The sequence below is a fragment of the Limibacillus sp. genome (assembly GCA_037379885.1).
GTDB lineage: Bacteria > Pseudomonadota > Alphaproteobacteria > Kiloniellales > CECT-8803 > JARRJC01.
In genome coordinates, this window is the sequence record JARRJC010000015.1 from 25373 (window position 1) to 44552 (window position 19180).

The 19180-nt window shown below is 65.6% G+C and carries 22 protein-coding genes; all 22 read left to right on the forward strand.

Features of this window, described 5'->3' with window-relative positions:
• The first annotated feature begins 70 nt into the window (after positions 1-70).
• The 22 genes from trpS (at position 71) to rimP (ending at position 19167) form a co-directional block, all read left to right on the forward strand.
• On the forward strand, positions 71-1099 hold the full coding sequence (trpS, locus tag P8X75_06920) for a tryptophan--tRNA ligase (protein ID MEJ1994933.1): 1029 nt from the start codon (positions 71-73) through the stop codon (positions 1097-1099).
• A 148-nt stretch (positions 1100-1247) separates the two neighbouring features.
• On the forward strand, positions 1248-2162 hold the full coding sequence (locus P8X75_06925) for a sulfite exporter TauE/SafE family protein (protein ID MEJ1994934.1): 915 nt from the start codon (positions 1248-1250) through the stop codon (positions 2160-2162).
• On the forward strand, positions 2159-2911 hold the full coding sequence (locus tag P8X75_06930; protein MEJ1994935.1) for a TIGR02186 family protein: 753 nt from the start codon (positions 2159-2161) through the stop codon (positions 2909-2911). Before P8X75_06925 ends, P8X75_06930 begins: the two co-directional genes overlap by 4 nt.
• Before the next feature lie 66 nt (positions 2912-2977).
• Positions 2978-3487 carry a universal stress protein gene (locus tag P8X75_06935; GenBank protein MEJ1994936.1) on the forward strand — a complete coding sequence of 170 codons (510 nt, stop codon included), beginning with the start codon at positions 2978-2980 and terminating at the stop codon, positions 3485-3487.
• A gap of 139 nt (positions 3488-3626) precedes the next feature.
• Complete coding sequence (locus P8X75_06940; GenBank protein ID MEJ1994937.1) at positions 3627-4184, forward strand: NifU family protein; 558 nt, start codon at positions 3627-3629, stop codon at positions 4182-4184.
• A 3-nt stretch (positions 4185-4187) separates the two neighbouring features.
• Positions 4188-4778 (forward strand): malonic semialdehyde reductase, encoded by a 591-nt coding sequence (locus P8X75_06945; GenBank protein ID MEJ1994938.1) that lies wholly within the window; start codon positions 4188-4190, stop codon positions 4776-4778.
• A 63-nt stretch (positions 4779-4841) separates the two neighbouring features.
• Entirely contained in the window at positions 4842-5552 is a 711-nt protein-coding gene (tsaB, locus tag P8X75_06950) for a tRNA (adenosine(37)-N6)-threonylcarbamoyltransferase complex dimerization subunit type 1 TsaB (GenBank protein MEJ1994939.1), read from the forward strand.
• A 7-nt stretch (positions 5553-5559) separates the two neighbouring features.
• On the forward strand, positions 5560-6021 hold the full coding sequence (locus tag P8X75_06955) for a GNAT family N-acetyltransferase (protein MEJ1994940.1): 462 nt from the start codon (positions 5560-5562) through the stop codon (positions 6019-6021).
• 182 nt (positions 6022-6203) lie between these two features.
• Positions 6204-6614, forward strand: coding sequence for a MucR family transcriptional regulator (locus P8X75_06960; GenBank protein MEJ1994941.1), 411 nt, complete (start codon positions 6204-6206; stop codon positions 6612-6614).
• Positions 6615-6756: 142 nt separating this feature from the next.
• A complete protein-coding gene (locus P8X75_06965) occupies positions 6757-7176 on the forward strand; it encodes a Fur family transcriptional regulator (GenBank protein ID MEJ1994942.1) in 420 nt (139 codons plus the stop codon).
• A 104-nt stretch (positions 7177-7280) separates the two neighbouring features.
• Complete coding sequence (locus P8X75_06970) at positions 7281-8096, forward strand: GNAT family N-acyltransferase (GenBank protein ID MEJ1994943.1); 816 nt, start codon at positions 7281-7283, stop codon at positions 8094-8096.
• A 25-nt stretch (positions 8097-8121) separates the two neighbouring features.
• On the forward strand, positions 8122-9006 hold the full coding sequence (locus P8X75_06975) for a lysophospholipid acyltransferase family protein (GenBank protein MEJ1994944.1): 885 nt from the start codon (positions 8122-8124) through the stop codon (positions 9004-9006).
• Between the two features lie 191 nt (positions 9007-9197).
• Positions 9198-10598, forward strand: a complete 1401-nt coding sequence (miaB, locus tag P8X75_06980; protein MEJ1994945.1) for a tRNA (N6-isopentenyl adenosine(37)-C2)-methylthiotransferase MiaB — start codon at positions 9198-9200, stop codon at positions 10596-10598.
• Positions 10595-11644 carry a PhoH family protein gene (locus tag P8X75_06985; GenBank protein MEJ1994946.1) on the forward strand — a complete coding sequence of 350 codons (1050 nt, stop codon included), beginning with the start codon at positions 10595-10597 and terminating at the stop codon, positions 11642-11644. The genes miaB and P8X75_06985 overlap by 4 nt, the downstream gene beginning before the upstream one ends.
• A gap of 44 nt (positions 11645-11688) precedes the next feature.
• Complete coding sequence (ybeY, locus tag P8X75_06990; protein MEJ1994947.1) at positions 11689-12264, forward strand: rRNA maturation RNase YbeY; 576 nt, start codon at positions 11689-11691, stop codon at positions 12262-12264.
• A complete protein-coding gene (locus tag P8X75_06995; GenBank protein MEJ1994948.1) occupies positions 12261-13286 on the forward strand; it encodes a hemolysin family protein in 1026 nt (341 codons plus the stop codon). Before ybeY ends, P8X75_06995 begins: the two co-directional genes overlap by 4 nt.
• Positions 13276-14847: an apolipoprotein N-acyltransferase gene (gene lnt / locus P8X75_07000; protein MEJ1994949.1), complete on the forward strand. Its 1572-nt coding sequence runs from the start codon at positions 13276-13278 to the stop codon at positions 14845-14847. Before P8X75_06995 ends, lnt begins: the two co-directional genes overlap by 11 nt.
• 164 nt (positions 14848-15011) lie before the next feature.
• Entirely contained in the window at positions 15012-15485 is a 474-nt protein-coding gene (locus P8X75_07005) for a helix-turn-helix transcriptional regulator (GenBank protein MEJ1994950.1), read from the forward strand.
• A gap of 233 nt (positions 15486-15718) precedes the next feature.
• The gene (locus P8X75_07010) at positions 15719-16372 is read left to right on the forward strand and encodes a helix-turn-helix transcriptional regulator (protein MEJ1994951.1); all 654 of its coding nucleotides are present in this window, start codon (positions 15719-15721) and stop codon (positions 16370-16372) included.
• Between the two features lie 139 nt (positions 16373-16511).
• Positions 16512-17684 carry a methionine adenosyltransferase gene (metK, locus tag P8X75_07015; protein MEJ1994952.1) on the forward strand — a complete coding sequence of 391 codons (1173 nt, stop codon included), beginning with the start codon at positions 16512-16514 and terminating at the stop codon, positions 17682-17684.
• 21 nt (positions 17685-17705) lie between these two features.
• Positions 17706-18431 carry a tRNA (guanosine(46)-N7)-methyltransferase TrmB gene (trmB, locus tag P8X75_07020; protein MEJ1994953.1) on the forward strand — a complete coding sequence of 242 codons (726 nt, stop codon included), beginning with the start codon at positions 17706-17708 and terminating at the stop codon, positions 18429-18431.
• A gap of 172 nt (positions 18432-18603) precedes the next feature.
• A complete protein-coding gene (rimP, locus tag P8X75_07025; GenBank protein MEJ1994954.1) occupies positions 18604-19167 on the forward strand; it encodes a ribosome maturation factor RimP in 564 nt (187 codons plus the stop codon).
• Positions 19168-19180 lie beyond the last annotated feature (13 nt).

Below are 19180 nucleotides of genomic sequence, written 5' to 3' on the forward strand. Positions count from 1 at the left end.
GAGCAGCGGGAAAAAGCGATAAACCGCGCGACTTCGCCTCACCTGATTTTCTAGTTCGAGCGAGCGATTGATGAAGCGCATCTTTTCCGGCGTTCAGCCGACCGGCAACCTGCACCTGGGCAACTACCTGGGCGCGATCCGAAACTTCGTCGCCTTGCAGGAGGACTACGAAGGCATTTACTGCGTGGTCGACATGCACGCCATCACGGTCTGGCAGGAGCCCGAGGAGCTGCGCCGCCATACCCGCGAGGTGACGGCCGCCTATCTCGCCGCCGGGATCGACCCCAAGAGCTCGATCATCTTCAACCAGAGTCAGGTCGCCGCTCACGCAGAGCTCGCCTGGGTCTTCAACTGCGTGACCCGCCTCGGCTGGCTGAACCGCATGACCCAGTTCAAGGACAAGGCGGGCAAGAACCGGGAGAACGCGAGCTCCGGCCTCTACGTCTATCCGAACCTGATGGCCGCCGACATCCTGGCCTACAAGGCGACCCACGTGCCGGTCGGCGAGGACCAGAAGCAGCACCTGGAGCTGGCCCGCGACATCGCGCTCAAGTTCAACCACGACTATAAGACCGAGTTCTTCCCGGTGATCGAGCCGCTGATCCTGGGGACGGCCACGCGGGTCATGTCGCTGCGCGACGGCAGCCGCAAGATGAGCAAGTCCGAACCCTCGGACATGAGCCGCATCAACATGACCGACGACGCCGACCAGATCGCCCAGAAGGTCCGCAAGGCCAAGTCCGATCCGGACCTGCTGCCGGGGCCCGAGGTGCTGGACGAGGCGGGCCGGGTGCCCGAGGAGGCGCGCCAGGCGCGGCCCGAGGCCTATAACCTCATCGGCATCTACGCAGCGCTCGCCGACCGCGACACCGCGAGCGTGCTGGCGGAGTTCGAGGGCCAGCAGTTCTCCGGCTTCAAGGCGGCACTCACCGAATTGGCGGTGGAGAAGCTGGGCCCCATGGGGGCGGAGATGAAGCGCCTGATGGAGGAACCGGGCCACGTCGACGCCGTGCTGCGCGACGGCGGGGAGCGGGCCCGGGCCATCGCCGAGCCGATCCTGAAAGAAGTTCACGACATCGTCGGCTTCCTGCGCCCCTGACCCCAGAGAGTTTCCCGGTTCGGCCCGATTGCGGGCGGGGCGCTTCAGGGTCTATGCTCTGAAACCACGACGTTCGACAGTTCTCTGACCTCACCTTCGCCGTTTGCCATGACGGCGGGGCAATCCGATCGGACCCGGCGCCACAGCAATGCAGATCTACCTGCCCATCGCCGAAGTTTCGCTGGACGTGTTCCTGCTGCTCGGCCTGGGTGGGATCGTCGGTTTCCTCTCCGGTCTATTCGGCGTGGGCGGCGGTTTTCTCATGACGCCGCTGCTGCTGTTCATCGGCGTGCCGCCGCCGGTGGCCGTGGCGACGCAGGCGAACCAGATCGTCGCCTCCTCGGTTTCGGGCGTGCTCGCGCACTGGAAGCGCGGCAACGTCGATTTCCTGATGGGCGGCGTGCTGCTGGCGGGCGGCCTGGTCGGGTCGACGGCCGGGGTCGGGCTCTTCTCCTTCCTGAAGGAGATCGGCCAGATCGATCTTGTGATTAATCTGGTCTACGTGGTCTTCCTCGGCACCATCGGCGGCTTGATGTTCTGGGAATCCCTGCGCGCGCTGCTGCGCCGCCGCCGGAATCCCACCCAGCGCCATAAGCTGCACCAGCACAGTTGGATCCACGGCCTGCCGCTCAAGATGCGCTTCCGCCGGTCCAGGCTCTACATCTCGGCGCTGCTGCCGCTGGGCGTGGGCTTCCTGGTCGGCGTGCTGGCGGCGATCATGGGCGTCGGCGGCGGCTTCGTGCTGGTTCCGGCCATGATCTACATCCTGGGCATGCCGACCGCGGTTGTGATCGGCACCTCGCTGTTCCAGATCATCTTCGTCGCCGCCAACGTGACGCTGCTCCAGGCCGGACAGAACCAGACGGTCGACGTGGTGCTGGCGCTGCTGCTGCTGACCGGCTCGGTGATCGGCGCGCAGTTCGGCAGCCGTCTCGTGTCGCGCATCCCGGCGGACACGCTGCGCATCCTGCTCGCGGGCATGGTGCTTCTGGTCTGCGGCAAGCTGTTCTTCGACCTCTTCTCGACCCCGCGCACGCTCTTCGCCGTGGAGTTCCTGTCATGAGGCGGCGGCTCCTTCCCCTGCTGGCGCTGCTCTCGCTGCTGATGATCGGGCCGGCGACCCAAGGGCGCGCGGTGCCGCTGATCGCCGATCTCTCCAACCATCTGGTGGCCATCACCACGGGCTTCTCCGGCACGGAACTGCTGCTGTTCGGCGCGGTCGAGCAGGAGGGCGACGTGGTGATCGTCGTCAAGGGTCCGCCCGCCGACCTCGCGGTCTACCGCAAGGGACAGGTCGCGGGCGTTTGGATGAACGTGGCGCGCCAGACGATGCAGGCCGTCCCCTCCTTCCTGGCCATCGCCAGTTCCTCTCCGGTGGAGGAGATCGCGGGTCCGAGCCTGCAACAGCGCCACCAGTTGACGCTGGACGCGCTGGTGCCCTCCCTGCCCAAGGCGCGCGCCTCGGCGAACGTCGCCTCGGAATGGAAGCAGGCGCTGGTCGCCTCGATGCAGGCCGAAGGGCTCTATCCGCGCGTCAATCAGAAGGTGACCTTCGTCGGCGACCGGTTGTTCCGCGCCACGGTCACCTTCCCCTCCAACGTGCCGACGGGAAGCTATCTGGCGCAGGTATACTATCTGCGCGACGGCCAGATGGTGGGCGCGCAGACCACGCCGCTGTTCGTCAGCCGCATCGGCATGGAGGCCGACATCTATCAAGTCGCCCATGCCTATCCCATCGGCTACGGCATCGGCGCGATCCTGCTGGCGCTCTTCGCCGGCTGGCTCGCGCACGTGGCCTTCCGCAAGGGCTAACCGGCCAGGCAGGGAATGCGGCATGACCAAGAGCGGGAAAAGAGGACTAGGGAAAGGAACATCACGATGAGCGATGAGGCCCATATCCTGCCGCCGCTGCCGCCGGCTCCGGAAAGTCCGCGCGTGTTCCTGGTCGTGGTCGACGACACGCAGGAAATGCAGCTCGCCCTCTACTACGCCTGCCTCAGAGCGCGGCGCACCGGCGGGCGCGTGGCGCTGCTGGAAGTCCTGGAGCCGGGCGAGTTCCAGCACTGGATGTCGGTCGGTGATCTGATGCGCGAGGAGGCGCGGCAGGACGCAGAGCGCCACCTGCAGCGTCTGGCCGGCCAGGTCAACGAGCTCTTGGGCGCCTATCCGATACTCTACCTGCGCGAAGGCAACCGCCGCGACGAACTGCTGGACCTGATCGACGAGGATCACTCCATCTCGATCCTGATCCTGGGCGCCAAGACCACGGGCGGCGGGCCCGGCCCGCTGGTCAGCGCCCTGACCGGCAAGTTCCTCTCCAACTTGAGGATTCCCCTGACACTGGTGCCGGACAACCTGAGCGAAGAGGAGCTGGCCGAAATCGCTTGATGCCAAGACCAGGGTTAAGGCCGCAGCCAAGACGCCGCTAACAGTTGAACTCGGGCCCGTTCCGCCCCAAGTTACGCCCATCGGATAAATCCAAGGAGGCAGGGCCCTCGAAGGCCCGCCGGAGAGCAGAGCAAGACCCATGTTCATTCAGACCGAGCAGACCCCGAACCCCGCCACCCTGAAGTTCCTTCCGGGACGCGAAGTCCTGGGCGACGGCACCGCCGACTTCCGCGACGCGGAGGCGGCCAAGCGCTCGCCCCTGGCCGAACGCCTGTTCCAGGTGGAGGGCGTCGAAGGCGTCTTCCTGGGCGCCGACTTCATCTCGGTGACCAAGCCCGAGGACAAGGAGTGGTACCTGCTGAAGCCCGCGATCCTGGGCATCATCATGGAGCACTTCACCGCCGCGCGCCCCGTGCTTCTCGAAGAAGCCGCCGGGAGCGAGACCGAGGAAGAGGCGGGCGAGGACAGCGAAGTGGTGACCCAGATCAAGGAACTTCTGGACACCCGCGTTCGCCCCGCCGTGGCCCAGGACGGTGGCGACATCGTGTTCCGTGGGTTTGAGCAGGGCGTCGTGATGCTGACCATGCAGGGCGCGTGCCAGGGCTGCCCCAGCTCGACCGCGACGCTCAAGATGGGCATCGAGAACATGCTGCGGCACTACATTCCCGAAGTGGTCGAAGTCCGGGCCGTCGACTGATCGATGGCGGAGCTGGATCAGGAAGGGCGCGCGCTGCTCTTCACCGCCGCGCGCAGCCACAAGGCCTGGCTCGACCGGGCCGTCTCCGAAGAGACGCTGCGCGCACTCTACGATCTGCTGCGCTGGGGTCCGACCTCGATGAACACCTGTCCGGCGCGTTTCGTCTTCCTGACCGGCAAGGAGGCGAAGGAGAAGCTGCGCCCCGCGCTCGCCGAAGGAAACGTGGAGAAGACCATGACCGCGCCGGTGACGGCGATCGCGGCCTATGACCTGCGTTTCTTCGAAGAACTGGGGAAGCTGGTGCCGCACAACCCCGACGCGGGCAAGCGCTGGGCCGACAAGCCCGAGGCGGCGGAGAGCTTCGCGGCCATGAACGCGACCCTGCAGGGCGCTTACTTCATGATGGCGGCGCGGGCCGTGGGCCTCGATTGCGGGCCGATGGGCGGCTTCAGCAAGGCGAAGGTGGACGAGGCTTTCTTCCCCGAAGGCCGCTGGAAGTCCAATTTCCTCTGTAATCTCGGCTATGGCGACGCCGATCAACTTCATCCGCGCGCGCCGCGCTTGGACTTCGACGAGGCCTGCGAAATCCTCTAGGCTGCCTTTCACTCCGGCCCCGCCGGTGTCTTGGATGAACGCTTTTAGGCCCGCTCGCGCCCCATGACGGAGAATTCTCAAGTATCCGCGCCCTGCCTTCTGGCCTTCGATGCCGCGGGGCGCTCCTGCTCGGCGGCGGTCTTCCGCGATGGCGAAGTGCTGGCGGAGGCTTTCGAGCCCATGTCCCGCGGGCAGGCCGAACGGCTGGTTCCCATGATCGAAGAAGTGCTGGCGACCGCCGGCTTGCGGCACGGGGCGCTGGACGCCCTGGCGGTGACGGTCGGGCCGGGCGCCTTCACGGGCGTTCGCATCGGTCTCGCCGCTGCCCGGGGCTATGGTCTGGCGCTCGGCATCCCGCAGATCGGGGTCACCTGCTTAGAGGCTGTCGCCGGGGCGACGGAGCAAGCGGAGAGGCGGGGCCGACGCCTGCTCGTGCTGCTCGACGCCAAGCGCGCCGATCTCTACGCCCAGTTCTTCGATGAGGCGCTGACACCCTTGGGCGAGCCCTTCACGGCCACGCCCGGGGAACTGGCCGCGCGCCTCGCCGGGGACGGCGGGCCGCCGCTGCTGCTGGCCGGGGACGGCGTGGAACAGGCATTCCAGGCGCTGGAGGAATTGGACCCGCGTCGCTCCAAAGCGGTGGGGCTTCACGCCTCGGCGGTGGCGCGCGCGGCGGCGGCCAAGCCCTGGCCGGATAGGCGGGCCGGGCTGCCCGGCCCGCTCTATCTCCGTCCGCCGGACGTCACCCTCCCAAAGGGCGCGCCGGTGGGGTGAGGTTGGCGTGACGGTTCACCTCATCGAGTTTGGCCCGGATGATGCGGCTCTGCTTTCAGAGCTGCATTCACGCGTGTTCGAGGGCGAAAGCTGGAGTGAAGCCGATTGGCGCGCGCTGATCGCCGTGCCCGGGGCCTTTGGCTGGCTGCTGTCGGAGCGGGGGAACCCGGCGGGCTTCCTTTTGGGGCGCCATGCGGGCGGTGAGGCGGAGGTCCTGACCCTGGGCGTGCTGCCGGAGGAGCGGCGCGCGGGGCATGCGGTGCAGTTGCTTGAGTGCTTCAAGGAACGCCTGCGCCGGGAAGGGGTGGGCGTGGCCTATCTGGAAGTCGCCGAAAGCAACCTCGCAGCCCTGGCGCTATACCGGAAAGCCGGCTTCTTCCAGGTCGGCAAGCGCGACGGCTATTACAAACGGGGCGACGAGCGGGAAAGCGCGCTCATCTTGCGTTGGTCGGCAAAAAACACCCTCTAAAAAGTGATGTCTAGGCGCAGTATTGCTTGAATAGTGAGGCTTTTCGCACTCTCTGAGCGAGAATTCTAAGTCAGATATTTAGGAACACATGGCCTGTAACAAAGATTTAACAAAATTCACTTGCGCAAGGCTGTACAGCTTTTATATAGGGGGCTGAGGAACACTACTGGAGAAAAAATAAAATGACCGAAGAAGTAAAAAACAACGATGTCTTGACGCTCACCAGCAATATCGTCGCTGCGCACGTGTCCAATAACTCAGTTGCGCTTTCCGATTTGCCGCAGGTGATTCGCGAAGTTTATCAGACGCTGTCCGTCCTTGGCGGCGCCGCGCCGGCGGCCGCTGAAAAGCCGACGCCCGCCGTGCCGGTGAAGAAGTCGATCACGCCCGACTACATCGTTTGCCTGGAAGACGGCAAGAAGCTGAAGATGCTCAAGCGCCACCTGCGCACGGCTTACAACATGAGCCCGGAGGAGTATCGCGAGAAGTGGGGCCTGCCCGCCGACTATCCGATGGTCGCGCCGAGCTACGCCAAGCAGCGCAGCAAGCTCGCCAAGCAGATCGGCCTGGGCACCCGCGGCCGTAAGGGCTGAGGTCCGCCAAAGACGTTTTTCCCGAGTTAGGGCTCAACGACGAGAGGTCCGGCGAACGCTATGCGGGCGCCGGGCTTTTCGTTTATAGTCTGCGGCCCAACGATGCGGAATCCTGGCTTTGAAGGAGGGGTTGAGCCGTACCATGCCGTCGCGCCTTGAAGAACTCTGCAACCAACGCGGTTTGAAGATGACCGATCAGCGGCGGGTGATCGCCAAGGTCCTGTCGGAATCCGACGACCACCCGGACGTGGAGTTGGTCTATCAGCGCGCCTCGGAGATCGACCCCAGGATTTCCATCGCCACCGTCTATCGCACGGTGAAGCTTTTCGAGGAGGCCAACATCCTCGACCGGCACGATTTCGGTGACGGCCGCGCCCGCTACGAGGAGCGGCCCGAGGAGCATCACGATCACCTGATCGACGTGAACAGCGGCGCGGTGATCGAGTTCACCAACGAGGAGATCGAACGGCTGCAGGAAGCCGTCGCCAAGGAGTTGGGCTACCGTCTGGTCGGACACCGGCTTGAGCTCTATGGCATCAAAATGAAAAACAAAGACAGCTAAAGCGTCACAAAAGCTGGATAGAAGGACGCTCAAGGCTGCGGCTTACCTGCCGCCCCGAGTCGGGGCCGGGAAGCCATCGAGAGAAAAGGGGGAACGAGGACCAGATGGTCGCATTGCAGAACGAGACAGGAAGGCCGGTGGACGTCCGCGCGGGCGACCTGCAAATTCGCCTTGCCGAGAGCGCCGCCGAACTCCGCGCCGCGCAGACCCTTCGCTATCAGGTGTTCGTCGAAGAGATGAAGGCGACGCCGAGCCCGGAGGTCGCCGCGGCCAAACGCGAGTTCGACCGGTTCGACGATTACTGCGATCACGTCATGGTTCTTGACCGCAGCCTGGGGAAGGGCGCGGACGCGGTGATCGGAACCTATCGCGTGATGCGGCGGGGCGCGGCGGTGAGCGCGGGCGGCTTCTACTCCGCGACCGAGTACGACATCGCCACCCTCATGAGCTATCCGGGCCAGATCCTGGAACTGGGACGTTCCTGTGTTCGCGCCGACTACCGCACGGGCGCCACCATGCAGCTCCTCTGGCGGGGCATTGCCGAGTATGTGCTGCATTACGACATCGAGTTGCTGTTCGGCTGCGCCAGCCTGCACGGCACGAAGAGCGAGGACATGGCTCTGCCGCTTTCCTACCTTTTCCATCATCACCTGGCGCCGCCGGCGCTCAGGCCGCGCGCCCTGCCGGAGCGCTACGTGGACATGAACCTCATGCCGGCCGACGCGGTCGACAGGAAGCGCGCGCTGGCCGCCCTGCCGCCGCTGATCAAGGGCTACCTGCGTCTCGGCGGGTTCGTCGGAGACGGCGCGGTGATCGATTACGACTTCAACACCACCGATGTCTCGATCGTGGTCAAGACCGATCTCGTCACCGAGCGGTATTTCAAGCACTACACCCGTGAAGACGGGCAGAAGCCCTGATGGCGCGCTTGCGGAGGTCGGCCCCGTGAACCGTGGCAACGACAGCGTTATCTTCTCGCCGGTGACCGCTTTCGGGCGGGCGCTTTGTTTCGTGCTGCTGACGCTGCCGCTGATGCTGGTGCAGTACCTCTTGATTCTCCTGAAGCTGCCGCAGCGCGACAGCCTGCCCCACTGGTATCATCGCCAGCTCTGCCGGATCTGCGGTTTCCGCGTCCTGCGGCGGGGCAAGGTCTCGAAGGCGCACCCGACGCTCTTCGTCTCCAACCACAGTTCCTATTTCGACATCCCGGTGATGACGTCGCTGGCCAAGGGGTCTTTCGTCGCCAAGACCGAGGTGGCGCAATGGCCCTTCTTCGGCTGGCTGGCGAAGCTGCAACGCTCGGTCTTCGTCGACCGGCGGCGCAACCGCGCCCACGAGCACCGCGACGAGATGGTCTCCCGGCTGGAACAGGGCGACAACCTCTTCCTCTTTCCGGAAGGCACCAGCAACGACGGCAACGCCGTGCTGCCCTTCAAGTCGGCGCTCTTCGCCGTCGCCTCGCTGACGCCGCGCGGCAAGCCCTTGACTGTCCAGCCGGTATCCATCACCTATACCGCCCTCGACGGCATGCCCATGGGGCGCGCGCTGAGGCCCTTCTACGCCTGGTACGGCGACATGGACCTCGCGAGCCACCTGTGGCAGGCGCTGGGATTGGGACGGGCCACGGTGGTGGTGCAGTTCCACGATCCCGTGACGCTGGAGGACTTCTCCAGCCGAAAGGCCCTGGCGGACCACTGCTACCGCAAGATCAGCGAAGGCGTGGCGACAGCGCTGGCGGGACGCCCGCAGCGCTACGCCGAGCCGGCCGTCGGGCAGACGCCCAAGGAAGGCCTGGCGCAGGACAGCGGTCTCGCGCCCGAAGCCTCGTGATTTGGAGCGTCTGTTCTCGGGATGTTTGGCGTGGTGGCGGCGGTGGTTGTGCGGTGCTATCATTCGTACTTGTTAGGGGTTTCACCTTTGCCAAGGGACGAAACGAGGGCTTTGCTCCACCGCGATGGGATAGCCATCCACTCCGATAGGATTTCAGGCGGCCTTCGGGCCGGTCCGGTGATGGGGCGCGCGTGAGCAAGAAACTCTTCGTCAAAACCTACGGCTGCCAGATGAACGTTTACGACTCCGCCCGCATGGCGGATGCCTTGGCGCCGCTCGGTTACGCCACGGTGGAAACGCCCGAAGCCGCCGACATGATCATCCTCAACACCTGCCATATCCGCGAGAAGGCGGCGGAGAAGGTCTATTCCGAGCTCGGGCGGCTTCGCCGCCTGCAGGAGGAGAAGGCCAAGGACGGCGGACGCCTGCTGATCGGCGTCGCCGGCTGCGTCGCTCAGGCGGAGGGCGAGGAGATGGTGCGCCGCGCTCCGCAGGTCGATCTGGTCTTCGGCCCGCAGACCTATCACCGCCTGCCGGAGATGGTGACGCGCGCGCTGGGCAACGCCGAGGCGCGCGGCCTGGTGGAGACCGACTTCCCGGCAGAGAGCAAATTCGACGAACTGCCCGAAGAAGGCGCCTCCCAGGGCGCCGCCGCCTTCCTGACCGTGCAGGAGGGTTGCGACAAGTTCTGCAGCTTCTGCGTGGTTCCCTACACCCGCGGCGCCGAGTATTCGCGCGACGTCGCCTCGCTGGTGACCGAGGCCGAGAAGCTGGTGCGCCAGGGCGCCAGGGAGATCACCCTGCTGGGCCAGAACGTCAATGCCTTCCACGGCGAGGGGCCGGGGGGCGAGACCTGGGGTCTTGGACGCCTGCTGCGCCGTCTGGCCGAGATCGAGGGGCTGGCGGGGCTGCGCTACACCACCTCGCACCCGCGCGACATGGACGATGAGCTGATCGCCGCCCACCGGGACGAGCCGAAGCTGATGCCCTATCTGCATCTCCCGGTGCAGTCCGGGTCCGACCGCGTGCTGGAGGCCATGAATCGCAAACATACGGCCGAAGACTACCTGCGGCTGGTCGGTAAGCTGCGCGAAGCGCGCCCGGACCTCGCGCTTTCCTCGGACTTCATCGTCGGTTTCCCCGGCGAGAGCGACAAGGACTTCGCCGAGACGCTGAAGCTGGTGACCGAGGTCGGTTACGCCCAGGCCTATTCCTTCAAGTATTCGCCGCGCCCGGGCACCCCGGCGGCGGGCGTCGAGCAGCAGGTGCCCGAGGCCGTGAAGTCTGAGCGGCTGGCGATGCTCCAGCAGCTCCTGAACGAACAGCAGAGCGCCTTCAACCAGTCGACGGTCGGCAAGCGCCTGCCGCTGCTGCTGGAGCGCAGGGGCAAACATGCCGGCCAGCTGGTCGGGCGCAGCCCCTACATGCAGTCGGTCCACCTGGAAGCGCCCGAACGGCTTCTGGGTGCGGTCGTCGAGGTCGAGATCCTCTCCGCCGGCCCGAACTCCCTGGCCGGACGCGTGGTGACCGACGGCTACAGCTCCGCGCCGCAGACCGCGGCCCGGTCAGATGAGGAGACATTGTCAGCGTGACGTCTTCCGGAAGCCATCTCAGCGCCGAGGCCGAGCGGCCTCACCTCCTTCAGTTCGACGACAACCGTCTCGTGCCGCTCCTCTTCGGCGAGCACGACAGCAATCTCGCGCGTCTGGAACAGATGCTGGAGGTGACCATCGTCAGCCGGGGCAACCGCGTGGCGATCTCCGGCGACAGCGAACAGGTCGCCTGCGCGGCCAAGGCGCTGGAGGCCTTGTGGGAGCGTTTGCAGCGCGGGCTTGAGGTCACGACCGGTGAAGTGGACGCCGCCGCGCGGCTCTCCTCCGGCGCCGGCGCGCCCGGCGCCGTCGAGGGCGACGGGGACACCAGCGCGCTTCATGACGAGGCCTTGGCGATCCGCACGCGCAAGCGCCTGATCACGCCGCGCACCCCGCGTCAGAAGACCTACCTGGAATCCCTGCGCCGTCACGAGCTCTGTTTCGCCATCGGCCCGGCGGGCACCGGCAAGACCTACCTCGCCGTGGCCATGGCCGTGGACTACCTGATGCAGGGGCGCGTCGACCGCATCGTCCTCTCCCGCCCGGCGGTGGAGGCAGGCGAACGCTTGGGCTTCCTTCCCGGCGACCTGAAGGAGAAGGTGGACCCCTATCTGCGTCCTCTCTACGACGCGCTCTACGACCTCTTGCCGGGCGATCAGGTGGACAAGCGGCTGGAGGCTCATGAGATCGAAGTGGCGCCGCTCGCCTTCATGCGCGGGCGCACGCTCTCCAACGCCTTCGTCATCCTGGACGAGGCGCAGAACACGACGCCGGTGCAGATGAAGATGTTCCTGACCCGCATGGGCGAGAACAGCCGCATGGCGGTCACCGGAGACATGACCCAGGTCGACTTGCCGCGGGGTCAGGGTTCCGGCCTGCGCGACGCCGTCGATACATTGGCTGGTCTGCGCGGCGTTTCCTTCGTACAGTTCACCCATTCGGACGTCGTTCGGCACCCTCTGGTGACCCGAATCGTCGAGGCCTATCAGGCCCGCGAGGAGGGCAGCCAGGAAGCCGACGGCGAGCTCTTTGACAGTGAGGAGTGAGGCCCGGCCGCTGGCGTGCCGGGATCGCTTTTTTTGAAAACGAAATGAACAACGACGACCCTGGAAGTAGAACCGACACCACGTTGGCCCCGGCGCAAGGCGCGCCAAGGGCCGAGATCGTGGTGATGAGCGGCGACTGGGCGGCAAGTCTGCCCGATCATGAATCCCTTGCAAAAGAGGCTGCCCTGGCCGCGCTCTCGTGCGCGGGGCAAGCGGGTGCGGGTCATGTGGGTGCGGTTGAGCTCTGCATAACCCTGGCCGATGACGCCACGCTGCGGGACCTGAACCAGCGTTTCCGTGGCCAGGATAAGCCGACGAACGTGCTGGCCTTCGCGCTGGCCGGTGCGGACACGCCCGGCCTGCCCGAGGCCATGGCGCAGCCGCTGGGCGATGTGGTGCTGGCCCTGGAGACCTTGCAGCGAGAGGCGGGCGAGCAGGACAAGCCGCTGGCCGATCACTTCCGGCATCTCGTGGTTCATGGCGTGCTGCATCTCCTCGGGCACGATCATCAGGACGACGAGGAAGCCCGCGTCATGGAAGCGCTGGAAGCGCGCGTTCTGGCCAGCCTCGGCGTCGCCGATCCCTACGCCGAAGAGAAGCTGGTAGGGGGTGCGGCATGAGCGATCTCGGCGATCGGCGCATCGGGCCCATAGAGGGGGCAGGCAACGGCTCCAGCTCGGCAACGGGAAACAACGGGACCGGTTCTGCAAGCAGCGGCACCTCGGCGACCTCCACCAGCGTTTCGGGCGGCGGGGCCGTAGGCTTCCTTCAGGGGCTCCGTCAGCGCTTGCGCAGCGCCCTGGGCCTGCGCAGCGGCGACTCCCTGCTGCGCGAGTCGATCGAGAACATCCTGGAGGAGACCGAGTGGCAGGAGGGCGAGGAGGACTCGCCCATCAGCGACCATGAAAAGGTCATGCTGCTCAACATTCTCAAGCTGCGCCACATCACGGCCTACGACGTCATGGTGCCGCGCGCCGACATCACCTCCGTCGATGCAGACACCGGCATGGAGGAGCTCTTGAAGCTGATGGCGGAGAAGGGCCACTCCAGGCTTCCGGTTTACCGCAAGAACCTCGACGACGTGGTCGGCGTGGTCCACATCAAGGACGTGCTCGCCCAGAAGGGCCAGAAGAAACGCTTCCGCCTTACCGCCATCACCCGCGACGCCCTGATCGTCGCGCCCTCCATGCGGGTCCTCGACCTGCTCTTGGAGATGCGCCTCACACGCGTTCACATGGCCCTGGTGGTCGATGAATACGGTGGTATCGATGGCCTGGTGACCATCGAAGACCTGGTTGAGGAGATCGTCGGAGAGATCGAGGACGAGCATGACGTGACCGTCGCGCCGCGCCTGCTGGTGCGACCGGACGGCTCTCTCGTCGTCGATGCGCGCATGGACATCGAGGATTTCGAAAAGCGCGTCGGCTCCATCCTGACCGAGGAGGAGCGCGAGGAAGACATCGATACGCTGGGCGGCCTGGTCGCCTCTCTGGCCGGGCATGTGCCCGCGCGCGGCGAGCTGGTCGAGCACCCCTCCGGTACGGTCTTCGAGGTGGTGGAGGCGGACCCGCGCCGCATCAAGCGCCTGCGCGTGCGCAACCTGCCCGACCGCGTCGAGCAGGAAGAGGCGCATGGCAAGTAACGCCAGGCGGCTGCTGGCGTCTCTCGCCGACTGGCTCGGTGCGCGGGGAGGCTTCAGCGCCCTCTGCATCGCCATGCTGCTCGGACTTCTGGCCGCAGCGGCGCTGCCGCCCTACTACGCCCTGCCGCTGGTGGTTGCTGCCTTTACCGGACTGGTCTGGTTGCTGGATGCGGCCGGCAGGGCGTGGCGGCCCTTCCTGATCTCCTGGTTCTTCGCGTTCGGGTTTTTCCTGGCCGGGCTCTATTGGGTGGCCGAGGCCTTCTTCGTGGAGGCCGAGCGCTTCGGGGCCGTGGCCCCCTTCGCCGTGGCCGGCCTTTCGGCCCTCCTGGCCTTCTTTCATGCCCTGACCCTCTGGGCCGCGCGCCGGTGGCTTTGGCAGGGCGCCGCCAGGGTGGTCGCCTTGGCCGGAGCCTGGATTCTGGCGGAACTGGTGCGCGGCTGGATCTTCACCGGTTTCCCCTGGAATCTGATCGGCAGCGTCTGGGCCTTCTCAGATACCATGCTGCAACCGGCGGCGCTGTTGGGCGTTTGGGGGCTTGGGTTCATCACGCTGCTGGCGGCGGGCGCCCCGGCCATCTATCGCGGCGTGCCGCTCGCGGGACGGGAAAGGCTGTTGGCGCCTCTATCCCTTCTGCTTTTGCTCTCAGCCGCCGGGTTCGGCATTTTCCGCCTAGAGGGCGCCGCGCCCTTGTCGGAGGACAGGGTCGAAGGGGTGCGCCTGCGCATCGTGCAGCCCAACATCGCGCAGGTGGACAAGTGGCAACGCGACCTTCGCCTGGAACACGTTCGCCGCCAGCTTCAAATGAGCGTGGCGCCGCCCTCGAAGTCCGGGCGCGCGCCGACCCACGTGATCTGGTCGGAAACCGCCATCCCCTTTCTGCTGGACCGCTCACAGGGTCTTCTGGGCGATTTGGGGCGCGCCGCCCCGGCGGGCGGACTGCTGATCGCCGGCGCGCCGCGTGGCGAAAGCAGTTCCGACCGCTACTGGAACAGCCTCTTCGCCATCGCGCCCGGCGGGCGGGTGGCGGCGACCTATGACAAGTCGCATCTGGTGCCCTTCGGAGAGTATGTGCCGCTCAAGGGGCTGATCGGCTGGTCGAAGCTGGTGGCGGGCCGGGCAGACTTTTCCCGCGGCGGCGGGCCGGTGACCTTGGACCTGGAAGGCCTGCCCCCGCTGTCCCCCCTGATCTGCTACGAGATCATCTTTCCTACCGCGGTGGTTCCGGCCGAGGGGCCGCGACCTCAGTGGCTGCTCAATCTGACCAACGACAACTGGTTCGGTGTTTCCAGCGGCCCCTATCAGCATCTTGTCGCCGCGCGGCTACGCGCGGTTGAGGAGGGCTTGCCGGTCGTGCGCGCCGCAAACGGCGGCATCTCCGCCGTCATAGACGCCTATGGCCGGGTCAGAAAGTCCCTGCCGCTATCGACGTCGGGCGTCTTGGACGCCGACTTGCCGAGGCCCGCATCCGCACCGCCCCCCTTCGCGCGCTTGCAGCTTTGGAGTCTGGGCCTGTTGCTCTTTACGGCTCTAGGGGCATTTTTTGCCACTCGAAGCAGGTAGCACCTCCAGTCAAGATCATCTAAAAGTTGATTTTCTTCATCAAACACGAATTAATGCTTTTCTCACTAATGAGAAAAAAAGTAAATTTTATAACCACACCAGCGATAACAGCCGGTCATACGACTGACCCAAGGCCCCCAACGAAGTTCTGGAGAACAGAGATCATGCCCCAAGCAACCACAACGAAGCCTGTCCGCCGCGGCAAGGCGATCGGGCCGGGCGGCCCGAATCCCATCGACATGCATGTCGGCCAGCGGCTGCGTCTTCGCCGCACGCTCCTCGGTCTGAGCCAAGAGAAGCTGGGTGAGGCGATCGGTCTGACCTTCCAGCAGGTGCAGAAGTACGAGCGCGGCGCGAACCGCATCGGCGCCAGCCGCCTCTTCGACATCGCGCGCGTTCTCGATGTTCCGATTGGTTACTTCTTCGAGGAAATGAGCGAAGACACGGCCCTCAAGTCCCCCAGCCAGCTTCTGGCGCGCGACGAAGAACACGAGCCGGAGCCCTATGAAAAGGATCCCATGGCCCGCCGCGAAACGCTTGAGTTGGTCCGCGCCTACTACAAAATCAGTGACCCCCAGCTGCGCCGCCGCCTCTTCGACATGACGAAGGCGCTGGCCAAGGGCGAGGACAATCTCTAGCTCTTGCCACCAATCTTTGCTTCAAGATCTAAAGGGTCGCTCATAAGGCGACCCTTTCTATTTTTGGCCGCGCTAAGGGGTGAATAAGACCTTTTATTGGTTGCATATCATGATATTCTCCGCCAGCTTTGGACGCAGTGGGCGCCACCCCGGTGACGCCGCCAAGAAGAAGAAGCGAGGAGAAAATGGCTCGTTCTGCGGTTGCGCGGCGCCTGACGGCGCCCTATGGGGGCATGGCGCAACGTCTTTGGGATCTGAGGCGGTCCCTAGGAATTACTCAACGGGAAGCTGCGGATGCCATCGGCATGACGCTCCGCGATTTGCGCCGCTTTGAAAGCGGTCGCGCGTCGCCGGACGCGGAGACGCGCGCCAAGCTGGCCGCCCTTTTGAAGACGACCGTCGAGTCCCTTTTCGAGGATGTGCCGGAACCACCGGTTGAAATGCCGAAACGGACACGGCGCGGTTCCGGTCCGGGCGCGTTCAATCCGGTCGATGTGCATGTGGGTAACCGCGTTTTCCTCCGCCGGACCGAACTGGGCATCTCTCAGGAGCGTCTTGCCGAAGCGCTCGGCGTCTCCTTCCAGCAGGTGCAGAAGTACGAGCGTGGCGCCAACCGCATCAGCGCCAGCCGGCTCTATGACCTGTCGCGCGTGCTGGGGGTCGACATGAACTTCTTCTTCGCGGAGATGCCGGATGACGTGGCCGCCGCCTCACCGGGCCAGATGGTCTCCGGCTGGCATGAGGAAGGCGCGCGCTACGAACCCGACCGGACCCAGACGAAGGAGGCGGGAGAGTTGCTCGGCGCCTACCAGCGCATCGATGACCTTGAGCTGCGGAAATCCCTGATCGATCTCGCCAAGGCCATGGCCGAGCGCAACAAAGGCTGAAAAGCCGCTTCCCAGTCTTGACCAGCCGCAAGCGAAACCACAGGATGCCGCTTGCCGGGGGCCTGGGCGCCTTGCCGCGCCGCCGCGCGGCTTTCCCGCGACGACTATCCATTGGGGGCTATTTTCGAAAGGTCTGAAGGTGCGTAACGGCAATTTCCACTTTACCAGTGAATCCGTCTCGGAGGGTCATCCGGACAAGGTGAGCGACCGCGTGTCGGACGCGATCGTCGATCTCTTTCTCTCGCATGAGCCCGAGGCGCGGGTCGCGGTGGAAACCCTCTGCACGACCAACCGCATCGTTCTGGCGGGCGAGACCCGCGGACCATCGGAAATCACGCCTGAACTGATGGAGGAGGTGGCGCGCCGCGCCGTGCGCGACATCGGTTACGAGCAGGACGGATTCCATTGGAAGCACGCGGAAGTGCAAAACTATGTCCACGAGCAATCCAGCGACATCGCCATGGGCGTCGACGCGCTGGGCAACAAGGACGAGGGCGCTGGCGACCAGGGCATCATGTTCGGCTACGCTTGCAGGGAGACCGACGCCTTGATGCCGGCGCCGATCCACTTCTCGCACAACATCCTCAAGTCGCTCGCCGAGGCGCGCCACTCCGGCGCCGCGCCGGAACTGGGGCCCGATTCCAAAAGTCAGGTCTCTCTGGAATACCAGGACGGCAAGCCGGTCCGCGCCACCAAGATCGTGGTCTCCACCCAGCACCTGGAGCATGTCGATCAGGAGGCGGTGCGCGAACTCGTCCGCCCGCATGTCGTCAACGTCCTGCCCGAGGGCTGGATGTGCGCCGAGGAGGACTTCTATGTGAACCCGACCGGCCGCTTCGTGATCGGCGGTCCGGACAGCGACTGCGGCCTGACCGGGCGCAAGATCATCGTGGACACCTATGGCGGCGCCTCCCCGCACGGCGGCGGCGCCTTTTCCGGCAAGGACCCGACCAAGGTCGACCGTTCGGCGGCCTATGTCTGCCGCTACCTGGCGAAGAACGTGGTGGCGGCCGGCCTGGCCGAGCGCTGCACGCTCCAGGTCTCCTACGCCATCGGCGTCTCAGAGCCGCTCAGCGTCTACGTCGAGACCAACGGCACCAATCAGGTGGACGAGGACAAGTTGGCCGGGGTGCTGCGCGAATTGGTCGATCTGCGCCCGCGCGGCATCCGCGAGCACCTGGGCCTCAACAAGCCGATCTACGCCCGCACTTCGGCTTACGGCCACTTTGGCCGCTCGCCGGACCCGGACGGTGGCTTTTCCTGGGAGCGCACCGATCTGGTCGATGATCTGAAGAGCGCCTTCAACCTCTAGAAACCTTCGACGGTCCACGGCATGGCATCGCTCCCTGCTCAAAAACCGGAGGTGGCGCGCAAGCCGCTCTATGGCAGGCGGAAAGGGCGGCCCTTGCGTCCCGCTCAACGCGCCGCGCTGGAGCGGCTCCTGCCGGAACTGGAACTGGACCTTGGGCGCCTTCCAGCCGATCCGAAAGCCCTGTTTGGAGAGCAAGCCGACGCCCTGTGGCTGGAGATCGGTTTTGGCGGCGGCGAGCACCTCGCCTGGCAGGCGCAGCAGAACCCCGAGGTCGGCATCATCGGCGCGGAGTTCTACATAAACGGCGTCGCCAGCCTCATGAAGCAGCTTGAGGATTCCGGCGCCCGGAACGTCCGGGTCCATGAAGGAGACGCCCTCGACCTGCTGGCCGCCCTGCCGGCGGGCTGTCTGGACCGCGTCTTCATCCTGTTTCCCGACCCCTGGCCGAAAACCCGGCACCACAAGCGGCGCATCGTCGCGCGCCCGGTGCTGGACCGTCTGGCGCAGCTGATGAAGCCGGGGGCGGAATTGCGGATCGCAACCGACGACCCTTCCTACCGCGAGTGGATCCTGGAGCGCGTCACCGACCACCCCTGGTTCGACTGGACGGCGGCCGGGCCCGACGACTGGCGGCAGCGCAGCGCCGACTGGCCCGCCACGCGCTACGAGAAGAAGGCGCTGAAGGCGGGCCGCAAGCCCGTCTATCTGCGGCTTTCGCGGCGCGCGGCGGCCAGAGAAAAGGCTTGAGTTTCTTTGTCTTGCGGACTATTTTCCGCAAAGAGCCATAGGGCTTGATGATCTTAGCGGTCATGAAGCCTCAAAAAGATGGTGGGCCAGCGGCCCACTTTTTTATTTTCTGGACCCCGGGTCCGCAGGTTCGCGGGCCGTGAGGGCAGTGAGTTTGGAGAAGGCGAGCGGCGTGAACGACGCTGACGAAAGCCTGAACGCGGCGGAACCGCCACCCAAGACCAGCGAAGGTCTTGGCGCCAAGGTCGAGGCGCTGATCCGCCCGGCGCTGGAGGACATGGGCTACGACATCGTCCGTATCCTCCTGAGCGGCGGACGCCGTCAGGTTCTGCAGATCATGCTCGACCGCAAGGACGGCAAGCCGATCGACGTGGAGGATTGCGCCAGCGTCAGCCGCGCGGCCAGCGCGATCCTGGACGTGGAAGACCCGATCTCCGGCGGCTACACGCTGGAGGTCTCCTCGCCGGGCATCGACCGTCCGCTGACTCGCCTCAGCGATTTCGCGCGCTTCGCAGGGTTCGACGCGCGGGTCGAAATGGAACAGGCCGTCGGGGGCCAGCGCCGCTTTTCGGGCAGGCTGCTGGGCGTCGAGGGCCTTGAGATCGTGATCGAGACCGAGGAGGGCGTGCAGCGCTTGCCCTTCTCCGGCATGAGAAAGGCCAAGCTGCTGCTGACCGACGCTTTGATCGAAGCAGCGCAGCGCGAGGCCGAACAGGAAGCTGCCGGGGACGATTGAACCCCAGCAAAGT

Coding starts and splice junctions, on each gene's coding strand:
- trpS (MEJ1994933.1), top strand. CDS start 71: ATGAAGCGCATCTTTTCCGGCGTTCAGCCGACCGGCAACCTGCACCTG.
- P8X75_06925 (MEJ1994934.1), top strand. CDS start 1,248: ATGCAGATCTACCTGCCCATCGCCGAAGTTTCGCTGGACGTGTTCCTG.
- P8X75_06930 (MEJ1994935.1), top strand. CDS start 2,159: ATGAGGCGGCGGCTCCTTCCCCTGCTGGCGCTGCTCTCGCTGCTGATG.
- P8X75_06935 (MEJ1994936.1), top strand. CDS start 2,978: ATGAGCGATGAGGCCCATATCCTGCCGCCGCTGCCGCCGGCTCCGGAA.
- P8X75_06940 (MEJ1994937.1), top strand. CDS start 3,627: ATGTTCATTCAGACCGAGCAGACCCCGAACCCCGCCACCCTGAAGTTC.
- P8X75_06945 (MEJ1994938.1), top strand. CDS start 4,188: ATGGCGGAGCTGGATCAGGAAGGGCGCGCGCTGCTCTTCACCGCCGCG.
- tsaB (MEJ1994939.1), top strand. CDS start 4,842: ATGACGGAGAATTCTCAAGTATCCGCGCCCTGCCTTCTGGCCTTCGAT.
- P8X75_06960 (MEJ1994941.1), top strand. CDS start 6,204: ATGACCGAAGAAGTAAAAAACAACGATGTCTTGACGCTCACCAGCAAT.
- P8X75_06965 (MEJ1994942.1), top strand. CDS start 6,757: ATGCCGTCGCGCCTTGAAGAACTCTGCAACCAACGCGGTTTGAAGATG.
- P8X75_06970 (MEJ1994943.1), top strand. CDS start 7,281: ATGGTCGCATTGCAGAACGAGACAGGAAGGCCGGTGGACGTCCGCGCG.
- ybeY (MEJ1994947.1), top strand. CDS start 11,689: ATGAACAACGACGACCCTGGAAGTAGAACCGACACCACGTTGGCCCCG.
- P8X75_06995 (MEJ1994948.1), top strand. CDS start 12,261: ATGAGCGATCTCGGCGATCGGCGCATCGGGCCCATAGAGGGGGCAGGC.
- lnt (MEJ1994949.1), top strand. CDS start 13,276: ATGGCAAGTAACGCCAGGCGGCTGCTGGCGTCTCTCGCCGACTGGCTC.
- P8X75_07005 (MEJ1994950.1), top strand. CDS start 15,012: ATGCCCCAAGCAACCACAACGAAGCCTGTCCGCCGCGGCAAGGCGATC.
- P8X75_07010 (MEJ1994951.1), top strand. CDS start 15,719: ATGGCGCAACGTCTTTGGGATCTGAGGCGGTCCCTAGGAATTACTCAA.
- trmB (MEJ1994953.1), top strand. CDS start 17,706: ATGGCATCGCTCCCTGCTCAAAAACCGGAGGTGGCGCGCAAGCCGCTC.